Genomic DNA, 17619 nt, shown 5'->3' with positions numbered 1-17619 from the left:
CCCATGCAGCCGTCGCCAACCTTTTCCGTCCCGCTGGCTCTGATCGCCGCGCTAAGCGCGATCGTGGGTTTCGTGGGGCTTCAAGCGGGGGCGGCGGCGCTTGCGGGTTGGGAGTTCGAATACCCACTCGATGACGTCTATATCCACCTTGCGATGGCCGAGAGCCTGACTGAGGGCGGTTATGGCATCAACGCGGGCGAGCCAGCCTCGGCCGCGTCTTCCATTCTCTACCCGGCGCTGCTGACGCCCTTCGCGGGCAGCGAGATGCAGCGCTACATGCCGCTTGTGCTCAATGCGATCGCCGTTGTGCTGAGCGCGGTGCTTTGGGGCGTTGCGATCGCGCGCTCGGGGCTGCAAGGGGTGGTTGCGGTGTTTCTTGCCGTGATCGGGCCGCTGGCGCTCAACATGCCGGGCGTGGGGTTCACGGGCATGGAGAACAGCTTTCACGCGGCCGCCGCGCTGGCCACCGTGCTGGGGCTCTGGACCTTTCTGCGCAGCGGCCAGATCGGCGCGCTACTAATCCTCGGGATGCTTTTCGCGCCGCTGTTCCGGCTTGAGGGGCTGGCGCTTTCGGGGCTTGCCTGCCTTGTGCTGATCTTCAAAGGGCGTATCCGTGCGGGTCTTGCATTGGGCGTTGCGACGCTTGCGCCGGTGCTGGCCTTCTCGGGTTTCCTGATGTCGCAGGGTCTTGCGCCGCTGCCGGGTTCCGTTATCGCCAAGGTGAGCCTTGCCGGCCCCGAGGCGAGCGGGCTGGGCCGGTTCATTCGGACCTTGCTTGGCAATGTGATCGAACCGGCTGGCGCGCTGCTGGTCCTTCTGACGCTGATCTGCTTCCTTGCCCCGATCCTGCGTCCCATGCGGGAGAATGGGCGCGGAGCGCTGCTTATCGTGCTGGGTGTCGCGGGGCTTGCGCATCTGATCGCGGGGCAGATCGGCTGGATGCACCGCTATGAGCACTACATCATCGCCGCGCAGGTTTCGGGGTTGGTGCTGGTCGCGGGTCATGACCGGATCGCGCAACCGCGCGCGGCCCATGTGCTGGTGATCGCGGCGCTTGGTTTCGCGGCATGGGCCTTCTGGCCGAAGCTGGTTGGCAACTATGTCTGGTGGCCGCGCGCGATCGGGCTGCAACAGGCGCAGATGGCGCGTTTCGCCAAAGATTACGCGCAGGTGCCGGTCGCGGTGAACGATCTGGGCTATGTCGCGTGGCAGAATCCGAACTATGTCCTTGATCTCTACGGTCTCGGCTCGCCCGAGGCGCTGGAGGCGCGGATGGCGGCGCAGACCGCGCCCGGTTGGGCCGGACCGCTCGCGCGCGCCAAGGGCGTCCAGCTGGCGATGATTTATGACAGCTGGTTTGCGTCTGCGGTGGGCGCGGACTGGGTGCGTCTGGGGGAGTTGACCATGGCCCCGCCGCGCAACGCGTTGGGCGATTGGAAAGTGGCCTTCTATGCGACCGATCCGGCGCAGGCCGAGCCCTTGCAAGAAAAGATGCGCGCCTTTGCCGAGACCCTTCCGTCCGAGGCGAGCCTGACAATCGAGCCTGCCCCGCAAAGCGAGGCCACGCAATGATGGCTCAGCGCGACCTGACGGTGACCGGCGCCCCGTTGCGGATTTCCTCGCGGCGGATCGGCATCTTGTCGATGGCGCGCATGATCTCGCGCCCGTCCCAAGGAAGCGGCTTGCGGATCGACACCATCCCGTCCTTGGTCATCAGCACGAGCGAGAACCCGCGCGGGCGTAGCGTCTTGCGCACGGACGAAGCCGCAGCCGGGTCGGTGTCGGTGATGACCACGACGTCGCGGATCTCAAGCTCCGGCCAGCGTGCTTCCAGGAGCCGCATCTGTTCAATGAATGCCGGGTCGAATGGGCTGTCTGCAAAGACCACGACAGGCCGGTTTTTCCAGACAAATTGGCTCAAATCCGCATCAGCGCCCGAAATCGGGGCGAATGAGGAGGCGTCCGCCTCGGTTGTCAATGCAGGATCGAGCGCCTCTTGCGCATGCAGCGCCGCGCCTGTTCCGATGAATGAAATCAGTGCGATTCCAAGGACTAATCGTGCGATCATCATGTCCTCCTTGGGCTCGAATATAGGGGCGCATCGGCCCCGCCGCCATGCGCGGCACCACAAATTTTCGCAAAATTCGCGCTTTAAGCAGTTCTCCAGACCTCGGCGCGCAGACTGGCATCCGGTTGAACAGGCGACGGCAGCGGCACTGCCCTCGCAATGGATGGGCAGTATCGTGGACGTGATCTTGCATCTGGGCGCACACCGCACGGGCACGACATCGTTGCAGGCTTGGCTCTTGCAGAACGAGGATGCGCTGGCGCGCGCGGGCACGGCGGTCTGGGGGCCGGAGCGCACGCGATCAGGTCTGTTCGCGGGGCTGGTGAAGCGCCCCGATCTGGTCGGGCCCGAGGATGAGGCTTTTGCGCGCACCGGTGCAGCCCGCATCCGGCACGAAATCGACCGTTTGGCCGATGAGGGTGTCGAACGGCTCGTGATCTCCGAAGAGAACACGCTCGGCTCGATGCTCTATTGCCTTGACCAAGAGACGCTCTATCCCGACGCACGGGCGCGGTTTGATCGGCTCGCCTGGGCCTTCGGCCCGCATTTGACCGGGCTCGCGCTCTCGATCCGGCGCTATGACCTGTGGTGGGCGTCTGTGCTGGCAGTGGGGCGGGCGCGAGGGCTTGCGCAGCCCGGCCCTCGCGGCCTCGACCGTCTGGTTCAGCATCCGCGCGGCTGGACCGAGGTGGCCGCCGCTGCGCAGGCCGCGTTCGGCACGCGCCCGATCCGGGTCTGGAGCTTCGAGGCGCTCGCGGGCAACCATCCCGCGCAACTGCGTGCCATGGCGCCGGGGATAAATCTTCCGTCCGGGCTCTATGAGCCGGGGCGCATCCGAAATGCCAGCCAGCCGTGCCAAGGCGCGCGGCCTGACGGCTCTGAACCGGGTGAGGAGGGGCGCTACATGCCTTTCTCGCCCTCGCAGCGCGCGACGATGCTCGCACGCTACCACGATGACATCGCCCGGCTTCGCAATGCCGCGCCGGGTCTCAACTATGTCGAAAACGCCGAAACCTCGGGGGCACATCCGGGGGCGGCGGCAGAGGAAGAAGGACTGTTCCATGACGAACAAAAAAGAGGAATGGGCTAAGCTCGCGGAGAAAGAACTCCGGGGCAAGCCGCTCGACAGCCTGACCTGGCACACGCTGGAAGGGATCGAGGTCAAGCCGCTCTATACCGAGGACGACCTCGACGGGATGGAGCATCTGGGGTCGATGCCGGGCGTTGCGCCCTTCACCCGTGGCCCGCGCGCGACGATGTATGCGGGCCGCCCGTGGACCATCCGCCAATATGCGGGCTTCTCGACCGCCGAGGAGTCGAACGCGTTTTACCGCAAGGCTCTGGCCGCCGGTCAGCAGGGTGTCTCGGTCGCCTTCGACCTCGCCACCCACCGCGGCTATGACAGTGACCATCCGCGCGTTGTCGGCGATGTCGGCAAGGCAGGTGTGGCCATCGACAGCGTCGAGGACATGAAGATCCTGTTCGATGGCATTCCGCTCGATCAAATCTCGGTCTCGATGACGATGAACGGCGCCGTGATCCCGATCCTCGCCAACTTCATCGTGACCGGGGAAGAGCAGGGCCATGACCGCTCGGTGCTCTCGGGGACGATCCAGAACGACATCCTCAAGGAGTTCATGGTCCGCAATACCTATATCTATCCGCCCGAGCCCTCGATGCGGATCATCGCGGATATCATCGAATACACCTCGAACGAGATGCCGAAATTCAACTCGATCTCGATCTCGGGCTACCACATGCAGGAAGCCGGTGCGAACCTCGTCCAGGAGCTGGCCTATACGCTGGCGGATGGGCGCGAATATGTCCGCACCGCGATCAATGCGGGCATGGATGTCGACAAGTTCGCCGGGCGTCTGTCGTTCTTCTTCGCCATCGGCATGAACTTCTTCATGGAGGTCGCGAAACTGCGCGCCGCGCGTCTGCTCTGGCACCGGATCATGTCCGAATTCAATCCGCAGAAGCCGGGCTCCATGATGCTGCGCACTCACTGCCAGACCTCGGGCGTGAGCTTGCAGGAGCAGGACCCCTATAACAACGTGGTCCGCACCGCCTATGAGGCGATGGCGGCGGCGCTGGGCGGGACCCAGTCGCTCCATACCAACGCGCTGGATGAGGCGATCGCGCTGCCGACCGAGTTCTCGGCGCGGATTGCACGCAACACACAGCTCATCTTGCAGGAAGAGACCGGGATCACCAATGTCGTCGATCCGCTGGCAGGCTCCTACTATGTCGAAAGCCTGACCGCGAAGCTCGTCGAAGAGGCGTGGAAGCTGATCGAAGAGGTCGAGGAAATGGGCGGGATGACCAAGGCTGTGGCCTCGGGCATGCCCAAGCTGCGCATCGAGGAGTCGGCGGCGCGCCGTCAGGCGATGATCGACCGCGGCGAGGAAGTTATCGTGGGCGTGAACAAGTATCGCCTCGCGAAAGAGGACCCGATCGACATTCTCGACATCGACAACGTCAAGGTGCGTGAGGCGCAGATCGCGCGCCTCGAGAAGATGCGCGCGACCCGCGACGAGGCGAAATGTCAGGCTGCACTGGCAGAGATGACGCGCCGCGCGAAAGAGGGTGGCAACCTGCTCGAGGCGGCGGTCGAAGCCGCGCGCGCCCGGGCGTCTGTTGGAGAAATCTCGATGGCTATGGAAAAAGAGTTCGGCCGCCACCGCGCCGAGGTCAAGACGCTCGCCGGTGTCTACGGTGCGGCCTATGAGGGCGATCAGGGCTTTGCGCAGATCCAGAAGGACGTCGACGCCTTCGCCGAGGCCGAAGGCCGCCGTCCGCGGATGCTTGTCGTCAAGATGGGGCAGGACGGGCATGATCGCGGCGCCAAGGTGATCGCGACCGCCTTCGCCGATATCGGCTTTGACGTCGATGTCGGGCCGCTGTTCCAGACCCCCGAAGAGGCCGCGCAGGACGCGATCGACAATGACGTGCATGTCGTCGGCATCTCGAGCCAGGCAGCAGGTCACAAGACGCTGGCGCCGAAGCTGATCGAAGCGCTGAAGGAGAAGGGCGCCGAGGATATCATCGTGATCTGCGGCGGCGTGATCCCGCAGCAGGATTACGATTTCCTCAAGGCGGCTGGCGTCAAGGCGATCTTCGGGCCGGGCACCAACATCCCGGCAGCGGCGCGCGAGATTCTCGACATCGTACGCGCGGCGCGGGCCTGAGGCGAGGCCGGGGGCTCTGCCCCCTAACCCCCGGGATATTTTTGGCAGACTGAAAGGGCAGGGGCGACCTTGCCCTTTTGCTTTGCGGGTGCATTCGGGTTGCGGGGGCGTTAAAGTTGACGTCATGGACAAGCCGGTTTCCCTTTGGTCACGCATTGCGCAGGCGCTCTCGGCCCTTGGTCGAGGCGAGGGGCTGACGGCTGTGTTCGATCAGCTGCGCGCGCCGCCCGAACGCACGGTCGCCTTCACAATCGCGGTGATCGCACTCGGCGCGAAGATGGCCAAGGCTGACGGGCAGGTGACGCGCGACGAGGTGGCGGCGTTTCGCCGCGTGTTCCAGATCCCGCCCGGCGAAGAGGCGAATGCCGCACGTGTGTTCAACATGGCGCGCACCGATGTGGCCGGTTTTGACGCCTATGCGCGCAAGATCGCGGCGATGTTCGGGCCGGGCAATCCGGTGCTCAAGGATCTGCTCGAGGGGCTGTTTGCGATTGCCGTTGCGGATGGCGATTATCACGAGGCAGAGGACGCATTCCTCCATGAGGTCGCGGCGATCTTCGGGCTGGAGGCGTGTTGCTTTCGCGCGATCCGCGCGAGCTTCGTGCCCGAGGCGGAGCCTGACCCGTGGACCGTCCTTGAACTCGAACCCGGTGTTCCGCTCGCGGAGGCGCGCAAGCGCTGGCGCGCGCTGGTGCGCGAGGCGCATCCCGACCGCGCGATCGCGCGCGGCCTGCCGCAAGAAGCGGTCCGGCTTGCTGAGGAGCGGGTGATTGCGCTCAACAAGGCGTGGGATGCGATCAGCAAGGAAGCGGCATGAATGCGCATCGCAACCTATAATATCGAGTGGTTCGCCAATCTGTTCAATCGTAACGGGCAGATGCTCGACGATGACGAGTGGTCGGCGCGCTACAATGTGACCCGCTCACAGCAATTGGGTGCGATTGCCATAGTGCTGACTGCACTGGATGCCGATGTGATCATGGTGATCGAAGCGCCCGACAACAATTCGCGGCGCCAGACTGTGCCGATGCTGGAAAGTTTCGCGGCGCATTTCGGGTTGCGGCAGAATAAGGCACTGGTTGGCTATTCGAACGATACGCAGCAGGAAATCGCGCTGCTCTACGACCCTGATAAGGTGAGTGCGCGTCATGATCCGATTGACGAGGCCCCGCTTGCACCGCGCTTCGATGCCAGTTTGAAGATTGATCTCGATATCGACGCGACGCTTGACCTTGTGACCTTTTCGAAGCCGCCGCTCGAAGTGGCGCTGGAAACGGCGGCAGGGCGCCTGTTGCGGCTGATCGGCGTGCATATCAAGTCGAAAGCGCCGCATGGCGCGACCAGCCCCGAGGCGGCGAGCCGGATCGCAATCGAGAACCGGCGCAAGCAGCTGGCGCAATGTATCTGGCTCCGGAGACGCGTGGAGGGGCATCTCGATCGGGGCGAGAGCCTGATCGTTCTGGGTGATTTCAACGACGGTCCGGGTCTCGACGAGTATGAAAAACTGTTTGGGCGTTCCGGGGTCGAGATCGTCGCGGGGGAGGGCGGCCCGCATGCGCGGCGCTTGCGCGATCCGCATGCCCGGATCAACCGGCCGCATCCGACTGCGGCGATGCCCTCCTCGGCGCGGTTCTATTTACCAGAGGAGAAGCAGTATTTCTCGGCGATGCTGGATTACATCATGCTCTCACCCGATCTGTGCGCCGATGCGCCCGATTGGCGGATCTGGCATCCGTTCGACGATCCGGCCTGTTATCGAACGCCCGAACTGCGCGAAGCGTTGTTGCAGGCCTCCGACCACTTTCCGGTGAGCGTCGATATTTCGCTCTGAACTGGCTGTAATTGCGTGCCGGAGCGTCTATATTGGCCCCATGAAACGGATCATTGCGCCCAGTTTGATTGCCCTGAGCCTTGCCGCGCCGCTGGCTGCGCAAGATCGGTTGGAGCCTCCGGCGGGTGATGTCGAGGAAGGGATGAGCCTTCTGGAGCGGGGGATCGAGTTGATCCTGCGCGGCTTCATGGACGAGATGGAGCCGACCATCGACCAGATGCAGAAGGGCCTTGAAGGCGCTGCGAAAGAGCTTGGCCCGGCGATAGATCAGTTGATCGCGCTCTTCGACGATGTCCGCAATTATGAGGCGCCCGAGCGGCTGCCCAATGGCGATATCATCATTCGCCGTCGCCCGGATGCGCCGCCACCCGCGCCGTTGCCGGGCGGGCCGGTCCCGGACGAGAACGGTCAAATCGAGCTTTAGGGCATTTTGACCTTGGGCTTGGCCTTCAGCGAGGAGGCGAGCGACCCGAACCGCGCTTCGGCCACCTCGCCGAAAAGTCCCGCACCTTTCTCGGTCAGGCGCAGTTCCAACACCGATTTGTCGCCATCAAAGACCAGTTCACCCGCATCCTGCGGCGAGTGCAGCGCGAACATCGCGCCGAAGCGCATCGCCTTGCCAAGTATTTCTGCGTCACGGATTTGCTCGTCGCTGAGCAGATCGAAGAGGGGTGTGAAACGCGACCCGGAGCGTGAATTCTTGTAGCGATGCAAGAGCGCCAGCCCAAGGAACACCCGCTCGGGGTGGCTCAGCGCGGCCATATTAGCACGGGTCACATTGTCGAAGCAGGCCTCGGCGCGGTAATCGGGATGGGTGCGCCAGGTCGTATCATGCAGCAGGCAGGCTGCGCGGATCAGACGGAACTGTTCGCCGGGCACGGTGCCGAAGATCGGTGCAATGAAATGGTGTAGCCGTTTGCCGAAGCCCGGCAGGCGCGACATGGTGCGTTCCGCATGGCGGCAGGCCTCGATCAGCGGGTCGCGGCGGCGAAGCCGTTCGGGCATCTGTTCGTAAAGTAATCCTTCGCGGATACCGTAGGAGGAGACGTCGATTTCCTTGGGTGCGAAACTCGTGACCAGTTCTCGCAGCACCATCGACGCCCATGGCACCAGCTCCATCCGTGCGCTCGATGTGCCGGTGCGCCCGCGCAGATCGCTCAGATCGTTTTTCTCGATCCAGTCGAGCGTCTTGAGCGTGCTCTCCGGGGTCATCCGGTATTCGTGCAGCACCAGAAGCGGGTATTTGCGTCGCTCCATGTCGAGCCGTGCGATCGCCCGCCACGAGCCACCCACAAGGTAAATCCGGTCGTGATCCGTGCCCATTTGCTGCGCAAGATCGGCCATCGTCGCCTTGATATGCGCGAGCAGGTCCTTTTTCGGGATCTGCTGAAGCCGGAACGGCCCAAGCTGCGAAGTGACCCGCCGCCAGACCTTGCCGCCGCGCACCTCGGCCAACTCCATTGAGTTCCCGCCAATGTCGCAGATCAGACCTTCGGCCTCGGGCCAGCCCAAGAGCACGCCCTGCGCCGACAGCCGCGCCTCTTCGAGCCCGTCGATCACATGCAGATGCAGCCCGGTTTCCTTTTCCACCAGCTTGCGGAATTGCGGGCCGTCCGCGGCGTCGCGCACGGCAGCGGTGGCAACGCAGGTCAGCGGGCCGATCTCCATCCCCTTGGCCAGGAGCGAGAAACGCTTGAGCGCGGCAAAGGCGCGCTCGCGCCCTTGCGGGTTGAGCATCCCTGTCTCGGCCAACCCCTGACCCAGCCCCGCCATGACTTTCTCGTTGTAGAAATAGGCCGGGCTGCGGGCGGCGCCATCAAATACCACCATCCGCACAGAGTTCGATCCGACATCGACCACGCCCACGCGACTAAGCGCGCGCGCGCCCGGATCGTCGAATAGCGGCACCCCGAACGGGTCCCAATCGTCAGCGGGGGAATAACTGCGCGACGTCTTGGATTTCGGTGTCATCGGGGACCCTTGGCAGTGAATCGGACCGCGTGGCCCGCCCGCAGGCTACGGTCAGTCTTGGCTATGGGCAAGCTTGGGAACATCTTTTGCCCCCGCGGACCCACGTCCCGAGAGCGAGGGATATTCCATAAAGAACCGGTGGCAATTGAAGAAATCGCCCTTGTCCTCGGGCAGATCGCGCAGGAAGCGGCCATCGGGCTGCAAGATCCAGCTTTGCGCCTCATCGGCCATATTGGCCGCCATGATCTGGCTGACGATCTGTGCCTTGACGGTGTCGTTATGCGCCTCGACCAGCGTTTCCACGCGCCGATTCAGGTTGCGCCCCATCCAGTCCGCCGAGCTGAAGAACACCCGCGCCTTTTTCGACGGGAGCCCGTGCCCGTTGCCGAAGCAGACGATCCGCGAATGCTCGAGGAAGCGGCCGACGATGGATTTGACGCGGATATTTTCCGACAGGCCCTTGATGCCGGGTCGGATGCCGCAGATGCCGCGGATCACGAGGCTGATCTTCACGCCTGCCTGACTGGCCGCATAGAGCGCGTCGATCACCTCGGGTTCGATGAGCGAGTTCATCTTGGCCCAGATCTCGGCCGGGCGGCCTTGGCGGGCGAATTCCGCCTCGCGCGCGATCAGGTCGAGAAGGCGCGGCTTCAGCGTCGTCGGCGAGATTGCAAGGTTTTCCAGCCCCTCGGGCTGCACATAGCCCGAGAGATAGTTGAACACCTTGGTGGCATCGCGCCCGAGCGCCGCGTCGCAGGTAAAGAAGCTCAGATCGGTGTAAATCCGCGCGGTGATCGGGTGATAGTTGCCGGTGCCGTAATGGGTGTAGGTGACAAGCTGATCGCCCTCGCGCCGGACCACGGTCGAGATTTTGGCGTGGGTCTTGTAATTCATGAACCCGTAAACGACATGCGCGCCCGAACGTTCGAGCCGCCGCGACTGCCGGATATTGGCGGCTTCGTCGAAACGGGCCTTGAGTTCGACCAGAGCGGTCACCGATTTGCCCATCTCCGCCGCTTCGCAGAGTGCCGTGACAATCGGGCTATCCTTGGAGGTGCGATAGAGCGTCTGCTTGATCGCGAGCACGTTGGGATCGGCGGCGGCCTGATTGAGGAAGCGCACCACCATGTCGAAGGTCTCATAGGGGTGATGGAGCAGCATGTCCTTCTGGCGGATGGCCGCGAACATATCGCCATCATGGTCCTGCACCCGCTCCGGCACGCGCGGGGTGAAGGACGGCCAGAGCAGATCGGAGCGTTCCGAAAGCACCAGTTCCTTGAGATCGGCAATCCCCAGAAGACCGCGCACCTCAACCACCTCATCGGTCGAGACATGCAGCTCGTCCATGATCAGGCGGCGCAGCGAATCCGGTGCGCCCGCAGTGATCTTGAGCCGGATCACCTGCCCGCGGCGACGCCGTTTCAGCGCGGTTTCGAACTCGCGCACGAGGTCTTCGGCCTCATCCTCGACCTCGAGATCGCTGTCGCGCAGCACGCGGAAAGCGCAGTGGCCCGCATCACGGTAGCCCGGAAACAGCGAGCCGAGATGCAGCAGCAGCAATTCCTCGAGCGGCAGGAACCGCGCCCCGCCCGGCAGTCGCACGAAACGGTCGATCTGTTGCGGGATCGGCAAGAGCGCCTGAAGCCGGCGCTTGTCAGTCTCGCGTTCCAGTTCGAGCGCGAGGCAGAAGCCCGTGTTCGGGATGAAGGGGAACGGGTGCGCCGGGTCGATCGCCAGCGGCGAGAGCACCGGGAACACCTTGTCGAGGAAGTGCTCGGACAGATAGGTCTTGTCGCGCTTGGTCAGCTTCGAGCGGGTCAGCAGGTGGATGCCTTCTCCCTCCATCAGCTTGCGCAGCTTGTTCCAGCTCGTCTGCTGCGCGCTCATCAGGCGGCGCGCATCCTGATCGATCAGCACGAGTTGCTCGGAAGGGGTCAGGCCGTCATGGCTGGGCGTCGTGTTGCCCTCGCGCACCAATTCCCGCAACCCGGCCACGCGCACGGTATAAAACTCATCGAGGTTCGTCGCCGAGATCGACACGAAGCGCAGCCGCTCCAGAAGCGGGACGCGCGGGTTCATCGCCTCTTCCAGCACGCGCCAGTTGAAGGCCAGCCACGACAATTCGCGGTTGAAGAAACGGCCCGGCCCCGAGATCACCTCTTTGGGCATCTCGACAGGGGCGGCGAAGGGGGTCTTGAGAAAATCTGCCTTGGTCATGTCCGCGCTTATGATGCTGTTTTGTAATGGCGCTGTGACACTATCTTGCGCCCTGCGTTACAGACTGTCCAGAACCTCCGCGGCGAGCGCGCGGGTGATCTTGCGCCCTTCGGCCAGTGCGCGCGCATCGAGCGCGGCCACCAGCTTGCGCGCGGTGCCCATGGAGCGGTCCATCCGCGTCACCAGCCAGTCGATGAGTTGCGGCGACACGGTCAACTGGCGGTCGTTGAACAGCTTGACGAGAACGGCGGCGAGCAGGCTGTCATCGGGGGGCGTGATCCGCACGCTCGCCATCGCGTCCATCCGGCTTTGCAGATCGGGCAGCGACAGTCCCCAGTCGCGGGGCGGGCGTGAGGCGGTGATCAGCAAAGCGCGGCGCTCGGCCTGAAGCAGGTTGTGCAGGTGAAACAGCGCGTCCTCAAGCGAGCGGTTACCGTCGATCTTCTGCGCATCCTCGACCACCACCGCGCCGGTGGCGAGGGCGGGGATGCCGGCCTCCGATAGATCACGGGCCGCCACGATCCGCGCTTGGTGATCGTCGGACCAGATCTGCGCCAAATGCGACTTGCCGGCCCCCTCGGGACCGATCAAAAGCATCCGCCCCTGCGGCCAGCTTTCCGGCGCGTCCAGCGTAGCCAGTGCCAGCGCATTGGCGGGGGCCACGAAGAAATCTTCGCGGCCCTGCGATTGGCGCAGGGGCAGGTCGAAGGCAAGCTGGCGGGTCATCGGCTCTCAGGTTTCTTTCGGGGTTTCGGCATCGGGTTCGGAGGCGGCAAGCACCTCTGGACCCGCTTCATCGCGCCCCGAAAGCCCCATGTAAAGCCGCCCCGCAAGATAGTGATCCAGCGCGAAGCGCGTGAGCACGCCAATCACCGCCGCAACCGGCACCGCGACAAGCATACCAACGAAGCCAAAGAGCGTGCCGAACGCCGAGAGCGCGAAAATGAGCCAGAGCGGGTGCAGCCCGACCGAATTGCCTACAAGGCGCGGGGTGATGACATTGCCCTCAAGGAATTGCCCGGCGGCGAAAATCGCCGCGACGATACCGATCGACATCCAGTCGCCCCAGAACTGGAACAGCGCCAGCCCGATCGCCAGCGCGCCCCCCACCAGAGCGCCGACATAGGGGATGAAGGTCAGCCCGCCCGCGATCACCCCCGCGATCAGCCCGAAATTCAGCCCCGCCGCCATCAGCGCCCCCGCATAGAAGGTCGCGAGGATCAGACAGACCGAGATCTGCCCGCGCACAAAGCCCGACAGCACCCGGTCGATCCGCTGTGCGAGCATCCGCACCGTGCCCGCATGATCGCGCGGCAGCCAGCCGTCGATCTTGGCGACCATCCGGTCCCAGTCGAGCAGCATGTAGAACGCCACGACGGGCACAACGACGATGAACACGACCGCGTTCACCACACCCATCGCCGAGGACAATACCGTTTGGGCCAATTCACCGCCGCGCGCCTTCACCGCCTCGCCCACCGATGCAAGCGTTTCATTGATGACGGAGCCCTGCTCCATCAAGGAGGGGAAACTCGTGGTCAGGAAACTCTGAAGGCGCCGCGCGATTTCCGGCGCGGTTTCGACCAGTTGGCCAAGCTGACGCACGAGCATCGGCACAATGGCCAGCGCAAGGATGACGAAGGCAAGCGTCGCGATGGTGGCGATGGTCGCGGTTGCGGCAACCCGGCTCAGCCCCAGCCGTTCAAGACGGTCAGCGACGGGGTCGAGGAAATAGGCGATCGCGCCACCGACGAGAAAGGGCAGGATCACATCGCCCAACCCCCAGAGCGCAAACCCAAGCCCCGCCGCCGCCACGCCCCAATAGGTTACCTGCTGTCGCACCGGCAAAGCCATTCGTCACTCCTGTCAAAGACTTGTCCCAGATTGCCCATCGAAGCCCCCGTTTCAAGGTCTGCGCTGAAATTCCGGGGCAGGATTGCAACGGATGCACGCGAATTGCCTGCGCGAGGCGGCCAATTCATGCGATTGTGTTGACCTCTGGCCTCTGTGACCCAGAATGACCGAAAGAATAGGCGGCAAACCGCCGCTACAGCAGTTCACAGGTCCCGATATGCCCAGCCGCGTCCCGCTTCGCTGTCTCGCCTCTGTTTCACTTGTTGCCGTGCTCGGGGCGACCCCGGCGGGCAGCTTCGAATTTGGCACCGGCTTCGATCTGATCCAGGACCCGCAAACCGAGATCGAGGGGCTGCATCGGTTCCATGTCGGGCGTGAGATCGCGCCGGGTCTGAGCTTTGGCCAGTCGATCTATTCAGCGGCCAGCGGGGATGCGGGGGGCGCGTTCTTCTGGGGCTTCGAGATGGTCAGGTCGGTGCCGCTTTCGGGCGCGCTGTCGCTCAACCTGTCGGGCTTTGTCGGCGGCGGCGGTGGGGCTGCGCAGGTCCTTGGCGACGGGCTTATGACGCGGGCCAATGTCGCGCTGAACTACGCGGTGACGCCAAAACTCGGGGCGGAACTTGGCGCTTCGTGGATCAAGATCGCGGGCGCGGAGATCGACGATCCGGCCTTGAATTTCGGCCTGACCTATGGGTTGGGGCGGGGCGGTGCGGCTGAGCCGTTGCCGCTGCGGGGCGTGTCGATCCGGGCGACGGGGCTGGCAACCTCGGGGACGAACCGCAATGGCGCTGCGCAGGCGGATATGGCGCTTGCGGGGGCCGAGGTGGCCTTTGCGCTTGGCCCGATGACGGAGCTGACGCTTGCCGGGGATGGGGCCGCGGACGGGGCCGAGGGCTATATGCAGGTGCTGGGCGGTCTGCGCCAGCGGGTGCAGCTTGGCCCGGTTACCGGCTTTGCCGAGGGCGTGATTGGGTTCGGCGGCGGCGGGCTGGTGGATACGGGCGCGGGGCCGATGGTCAGTGCGGGCGCTGGCATTTCGGTGCCGCTCACGCAATGGGCCGATCTTGACCTGATGCTGGGGGCCACCACCGCACCCGACGGCGATTTTTCGGCCAAGACCGCGCAGCTCCGTCTGACCCGCGTCTTCCAGCGCGAAGCCCGTGCGACGACACCCGGCCCGCAGAAATGGGCGTATAGCTTTGGCATTTCCATGCAGGATGCAGGCAGCGATTTCCGCAAACCCGGCGCGCCGGGGGCTGGCAATCCGATCATGCAGGAAAGCTCTGCCGATATGTTTCTGGGCGAACGGCTCTACCTGACCGGCAATGCGCAGACCGCGCTGGGCGGTGAGGTTGCGGGCTATGCGATCGGGATGCTGGGTTTGGGCTATGAGATGCCGCTGAGCGACCGCTGGACCCTGTCGGCGGAGGCGCATCTGGGCGCAGCGGGCGGCGGCGGCGTCAACACCGCGGGCGGCCCGGTCGGAGGCCTGCGCGCCGAATTGGACTATGCGATCCATGACGACCTGCGCCTGTCGATGGGGCTGGGCCAGATCCGGGCGCTCAAGGATGGCGGCTTCTCTGCTCCCGTCGCGCAGGTCGGGCTGAAACTTCCGTTCGAGACCCGCTGATCACGCCCTAAGCGCCGTAGCACGCCGCGCAGGCATCTTGCCCCGCGCGGCCATTTCCTCTAGGCCCTTCGGCAGTGTAAAACCCCAATGCAGGACCGCCCGATGCGCCTTTCCCGCTACTTCCTTCCCGTGCTCAAGGAAAACCCCGCCGAGGCCCAGATCGTCAGCCACCGGCTGATGCTGCGCGCAGGTATGATCAAACAGCAGCAGGCGGGCATCTATTCGTGGCTGCCGATGGGGTTCAAGGTGCTCAAGCGCATCGAACAGATCGTCCATGAAGAACAAATCCGCGCCGGTCACATTCCGCTTCTGATGCCGACGCTGCAACCGGCGGACCTGTGGCGCGAGTCCGGGCGCTATGACGATTACGGCGAAGAAATGCTGCGCATCCGCGACCGCCACGGCCGCGACATGCTCTACGGCCCGACCAACGAAGAGATGATCACCGACATCTTCCGCGCCCATGTCGAGAGCTACAAACAACTGCCGCTGACCCTCTATCACGTGCAGTGGAAATTCCGCGACGAGGTGCGTCCGCGGTTCGGCGTGATGCGCGGGCGCGAGTTCTACATGAAGGACGGCTACACGTTCGACCTCACCCGCGAGGACGCGCTTCACGCCTATAACCGCCACCTCGTCAGCTACCTGCGCACCTATGAGCGCATGGGGCTTCAGGCGATCCCGATGCGCGCCGATGGCGGCCCGATCGGGGGCGACTACACCCATGAATTCCTCGTGCTGGCCGAAACCGGCGAGTCGGAGGTGTTTTATGACAGCGAAGTGACCGATCTGACCTTTGGCGACCGTGAGATCGACTATGACGACCGTGCGCAATGCCAGGGCGTCCTTGAAGAGTTCACCTCGCGCTATGCCCGCACCGACGAGACCCATGACGAAGCCCTGTTCAACGCGATCCCCGAAGAGCGTCGTCGCGTTGCGCGCGGGATCGAGGTCGGCCAGATCTTCTATTTCGGCACGAAATATTCCGAAGCGATGGGCGCGACCGTGAACACGCCCGATGGCAAGAAAGTGCCGGTCGAGATGGGCTCGCACGGGATCGGCGTCTCGCGTCTGGTCGGCGCGCTGATCGAGGCGAACCACGACGACAAGGGCATCATCTGGCCCGAAGGGGTGACGCCGTTTCATTGCGGTATCGTCAATCTCAAGCAGGGCGATGCGGCCTGCGACAGCGCCTGTGAGGCGCTTTACGCTGCGCTGAGCGCCAAGGGGCTGGAGCCGCTCTACGACGACCGCGAAGAGCGTGCAGGCGCGAAATTCGCGACCATGGACCTGATCGGTCTGCCGTGGCGGATCACCGTCGGCCCGCGCGGTCTGGCCAACAACCTCGTGGAACTGACGAGCCGCCGCACCGGCGAGAGCGAAGAGATGTCGGCCGAAGCCGCCGTAGCGCGGATCGTCGAGATTTACGCCTCGGTCTGATCCGATCTGAAGACAGTGCCAAAGGGGCGCCATGTGCGCCCCTTTTTCTGTTGGTGTTTTGATGGGCTGATCAGTGGACCTGAGTAAAAAACTCGGATATTGACTTCGGTCAAGGCTGCATGTGACCGAGCCCCCTAGCCTGCGTCAAAGCTGCGAGCACAGGAGACCACGATGCACCCCGTCAAATCCGTCCTGATCCTCACGGGGCTGAGCCTCGGCCTCGCATCCGGCGTGGCATGGGGCGACGATGGTACAAGCGCGCCCTTCGAGAGCCTTGAGGCTTGGGGCGAAGCCCTGTTCTTTGACACGGACCTGTCGGCCAATCGGACCCAGTCCTGCGCAAGTTGCCACGATCCGGATTTCGCCTTCACCGATCCGCGCGAGGGTCCGGCGGGACGGGCGGTGTCGCTAGGGGATGACGGTGTTTCCCTCGGAGATCGCAACGCGCCCACGGCCACTTATGCGCGGTTCTCGCCGGCTTTTCATGCGGCCGGAGAAGGTATCTACAAAGGGGGACAGTTCCATGATGGGCGTGCGGCGACGCTCGCCGATCAGGCCAAAGGCCCGCCGCTCAATCCCATCGAGATGGGCATGCCCGATGCACGCGCCGTGGCTGAGCGGCTTTGGGAAAAGCCACGCTATCGCGCCACCTTGCAGGCGCTTGCAGGCGATGCGGCGCTCGGGGATGCCGATCTGGCCTTTGACACGATGGCGCGGGCGATCGGCGCATTCGAAGAGACCGATCTCTTCGCGCCCTTCGATTCCAAATATGACCGCTTCCTGCGCGGGGAGGCGCGTTTCACCGATCAGGAGGAGTTGGGGCGCCTGCTGTTCTTCTCGGAGCAGTTTACAAATTGCAACATTTGCCACCAGTTGCAGCCTGGTCCCATTGCCCCGGATGAGACATTTTCTAACTATGAGTATCACAATATCGGCGTCCCGGCGAACCCTGCCGCCCGCGCGGCCAATGGCGTGGGGGACCTTCACCGGGATCGCGGATTGTTGGACAATCCAGACATTTCCGACCCCACGCAGGCCGGAAAGTTCAAGGTGCCAACCCTGAGAAATGTCGCAGTGACAGGACCTTACATGCATAATGGCGTGTTCGAGGACCTCCGCAGCGTGATCGTTTTCTATAACAAATACAACTCGCGCCTTGATGAGAGCCAGATCAACCCCGAGACCGGCCAGCCCTTTGGCCCACCCGAAATCGCCGAGAATATTTCGCTCTCTGATCTCGAACATGGCCCCGCGCTCGACGACTTCGCCATCGACGCGATCGTGGCCTTCCTCGAGACACTGACGGACGCGCGTTACGAGCACCTTCTCGAGGACTGATCCAACGCAGCCGTGATGCCGCGCGGGCTTGACCTTTGGCGGCCCGCGGGCCAGCTTGCCGGGGCCTTAGGAAGAGTGT

Annotated in this window: 14 protein-coding genes; 9 read left to right on the top strand and 5 right to left on the bottom strand. The window is 64.0% G+C overall.

Annotation, left to right across the window (positions count from 1 at the left end):
* The first annotated feature begins 3 nt into the window (after positions 1-3).
* Positions 4-1572, top strand: coding sequence for a hypothetical protein (locus P0X85_RS06895; protein ID WP_275810529.1), 1569 nt, complete (start codon positions 4-6; stop codon positions 1570-1572).
* Between the two features lie 4 nt (positions 1573-1576).
* On the opposite strand, the gene P0X85_RS06890 is transcribed toward P0X85_RS06895, so the two are convergent.
* Positions 1577-2068, bottom strand: coding sequence for a DUF4174 domain-containing protein (locus tag P0X85_RS06890; protein ID WP_275810526.1), 492 nt, complete (start codon positions 2066-2068; stop codon positions 1577-1579).
* A gap of 175 nt (positions 2069-2243) precedes the next feature.
* On the opposite strand from P0X85_RS06890, the gene P0X85_RS06885 reads away from it, so the two are divergent.
* The 5 genes from P0X85_RS06885 (at position 2244) to P0X85_RS06865 (ending at position 7514) form a co-directional block, all read left to right on the top strand.
* Complete coding sequence (locus P0X85_RS06885; protein WP_275810524.1) at positions 2244-3158, top strand: hypothetical protein; 915 nt, start codon at positions 2244-2246, stop codon at positions 3156-3158.
* Positions 3130-5259, top strand: coding sequence for a methylmalonyl-CoA mutase (scpA, locus tag P0X85_RS06880; RefSeq protein ID WP_275810522.1), 2130 nt, complete (start codon positions 3130-3132; stop codon positions 5257-5259). Before P0X85_RS06885 ends, scpA begins: the two co-directional genes overlap by 29 nt.
* Positions 5260-5383: 124 nt before the next feature.
* Positions 5384-6076 carry a molecular chaperone DjiA gene (locus tag P0X85_RS06875; protein ID WP_275810520.1) on the top strand — a complete coding sequence of 231 codons (693 nt, stop codon included), beginning with the start codon at positions 5384-5386 and terminating at the stop codon, positions 6074-6076.
* Positions 6077-7090, top strand: a complete 1014-nt coding sequence (locus P0X85_RS06870) for an endonuclease/exonuclease/phosphatase family protein (RefSeq protein ID WP_275810518.1) — start codon at positions 6077-6079, stop codon at positions 7088-7090.
* 40 nt (positions 7091-7130) lie between these two features.
* A complete protein-coding gene (locus P0X85_RS06865; protein WP_275810516.1) occupies positions 7131-7514 on the top strand; it encodes an AAA+ family ATPase in 384 nt (127 codons plus the stop codon).
* Here P0X85_RS06865 and P0X85_RS06860 read toward each other — a convergent pair.
* From P0X85_RS06860 to P0X85_RS06845, 4 genes are read right to left on the bottom strand one after another with little or no spacing between them, the layout of a single operon-like run.
* On the bottom strand, positions 7511-9061 hold the full coding sequence (locus P0X85_RS06860; RefSeq protein ID WP_275810513.1) for a Ppx/GppA family phosphatase: 1551 nt from the start codon (positions 9059-9061) through the stop codon (positions 7511-7513). The two genes, P0X85_RS06865 and P0X85_RS06860, sit on opposite strands and share 4 nt — an antisense overlap.
* A gap of 51 nt (positions 9062-9112) precedes the next feature.
* Complete coding sequence (locus P0X85_RS06855) at positions 9113-11278, bottom strand: RNA degradosome polyphosphate kinase (protein ID WP_275810511.1); 2166 nt, start codon at positions 11276-11278, stop codon at positions 9113-9115.
* A 57-nt stretch (positions 11279-11335) separates the two neighbouring features.
* Positions 11336-12004 carry an HdaA/DnaA family protein gene (locus P0X85_RS06850; RefSeq protein ID WP_275810510.1) on the bottom strand — a complete coding sequence of 223 codons (669 nt, stop codon included), beginning with the start codon at positions 12002-12004 and terminating at the stop codon, positions 11336-11338.
* Positions 12005-12010: 6 nt separating this feature from the next.
* A complete protein-coding gene (locus P0X85_RS06845; protein WP_275810509.1) occupies positions 12011-13132 on the bottom strand; it encodes an AI-2E family transporter in 1122 nt (373 codons plus the stop codon).
* Positions 13133-13295: 163 nt separating this feature from the next.
* On the opposite strand from P0X85_RS06845, the gene P0X85_RS06840 reads away from it, so the two are divergent.
* The 3 genes from P0X85_RS06840 (at position 13296) to P0X85_RS06830 (ending at position 17540) form a co-directional block, all read left to right on the top strand.
* The gene (locus P0X85_RS06840) at positions 13296-14762 is read left to right on the top strand and encodes a hypothetical protein (RefSeq protein ID WP_275810508.1); all 1467 of its coding nucleotides are present in this window, start codon (positions 13296-13298) and stop codon (positions 14760-14762) included.
* A 102-nt stretch (positions 14763-14864) separates the two neighbouring features.
* Positions 14865-16202: a proline--tRNA ligase gene (proS, locus tag P0X85_RS06835; protein ID WP_275810507.1), complete on the top strand. Its 1338-nt coding sequence runs from the start codon at positions 14865-14867 to the stop codon at positions 16200-16202.
* 171 nt (positions 16203-16373) lie between these two features.
* Positions 16374-17540 (top strand): cytochrome-c peroxidase, encoded by a 1167-nt coding sequence (locus P0X85_RS06830; protein ID WP_275810506.1) that lies wholly within the window; start codon positions 16374-16376, stop codon positions 17538-17540.
* The last annotated feature ends 79 nt before the right edge of the window (positions 17541-17619 follow it).

The organism is Pseudothioclava nitratireducens, from assembly GCF_029210495.1.
GTDB classification, from domain to species: Bacteria; Pseudomonadota; Alphaproteobacteria; order Rhodobacterales; family Rhodobacteraceae; genus Pseudothioclava; species Pseudothioclava nitratireducens.
This window is presented reverse-complemented; position numbering and strand designations above follow the sequence as displayed.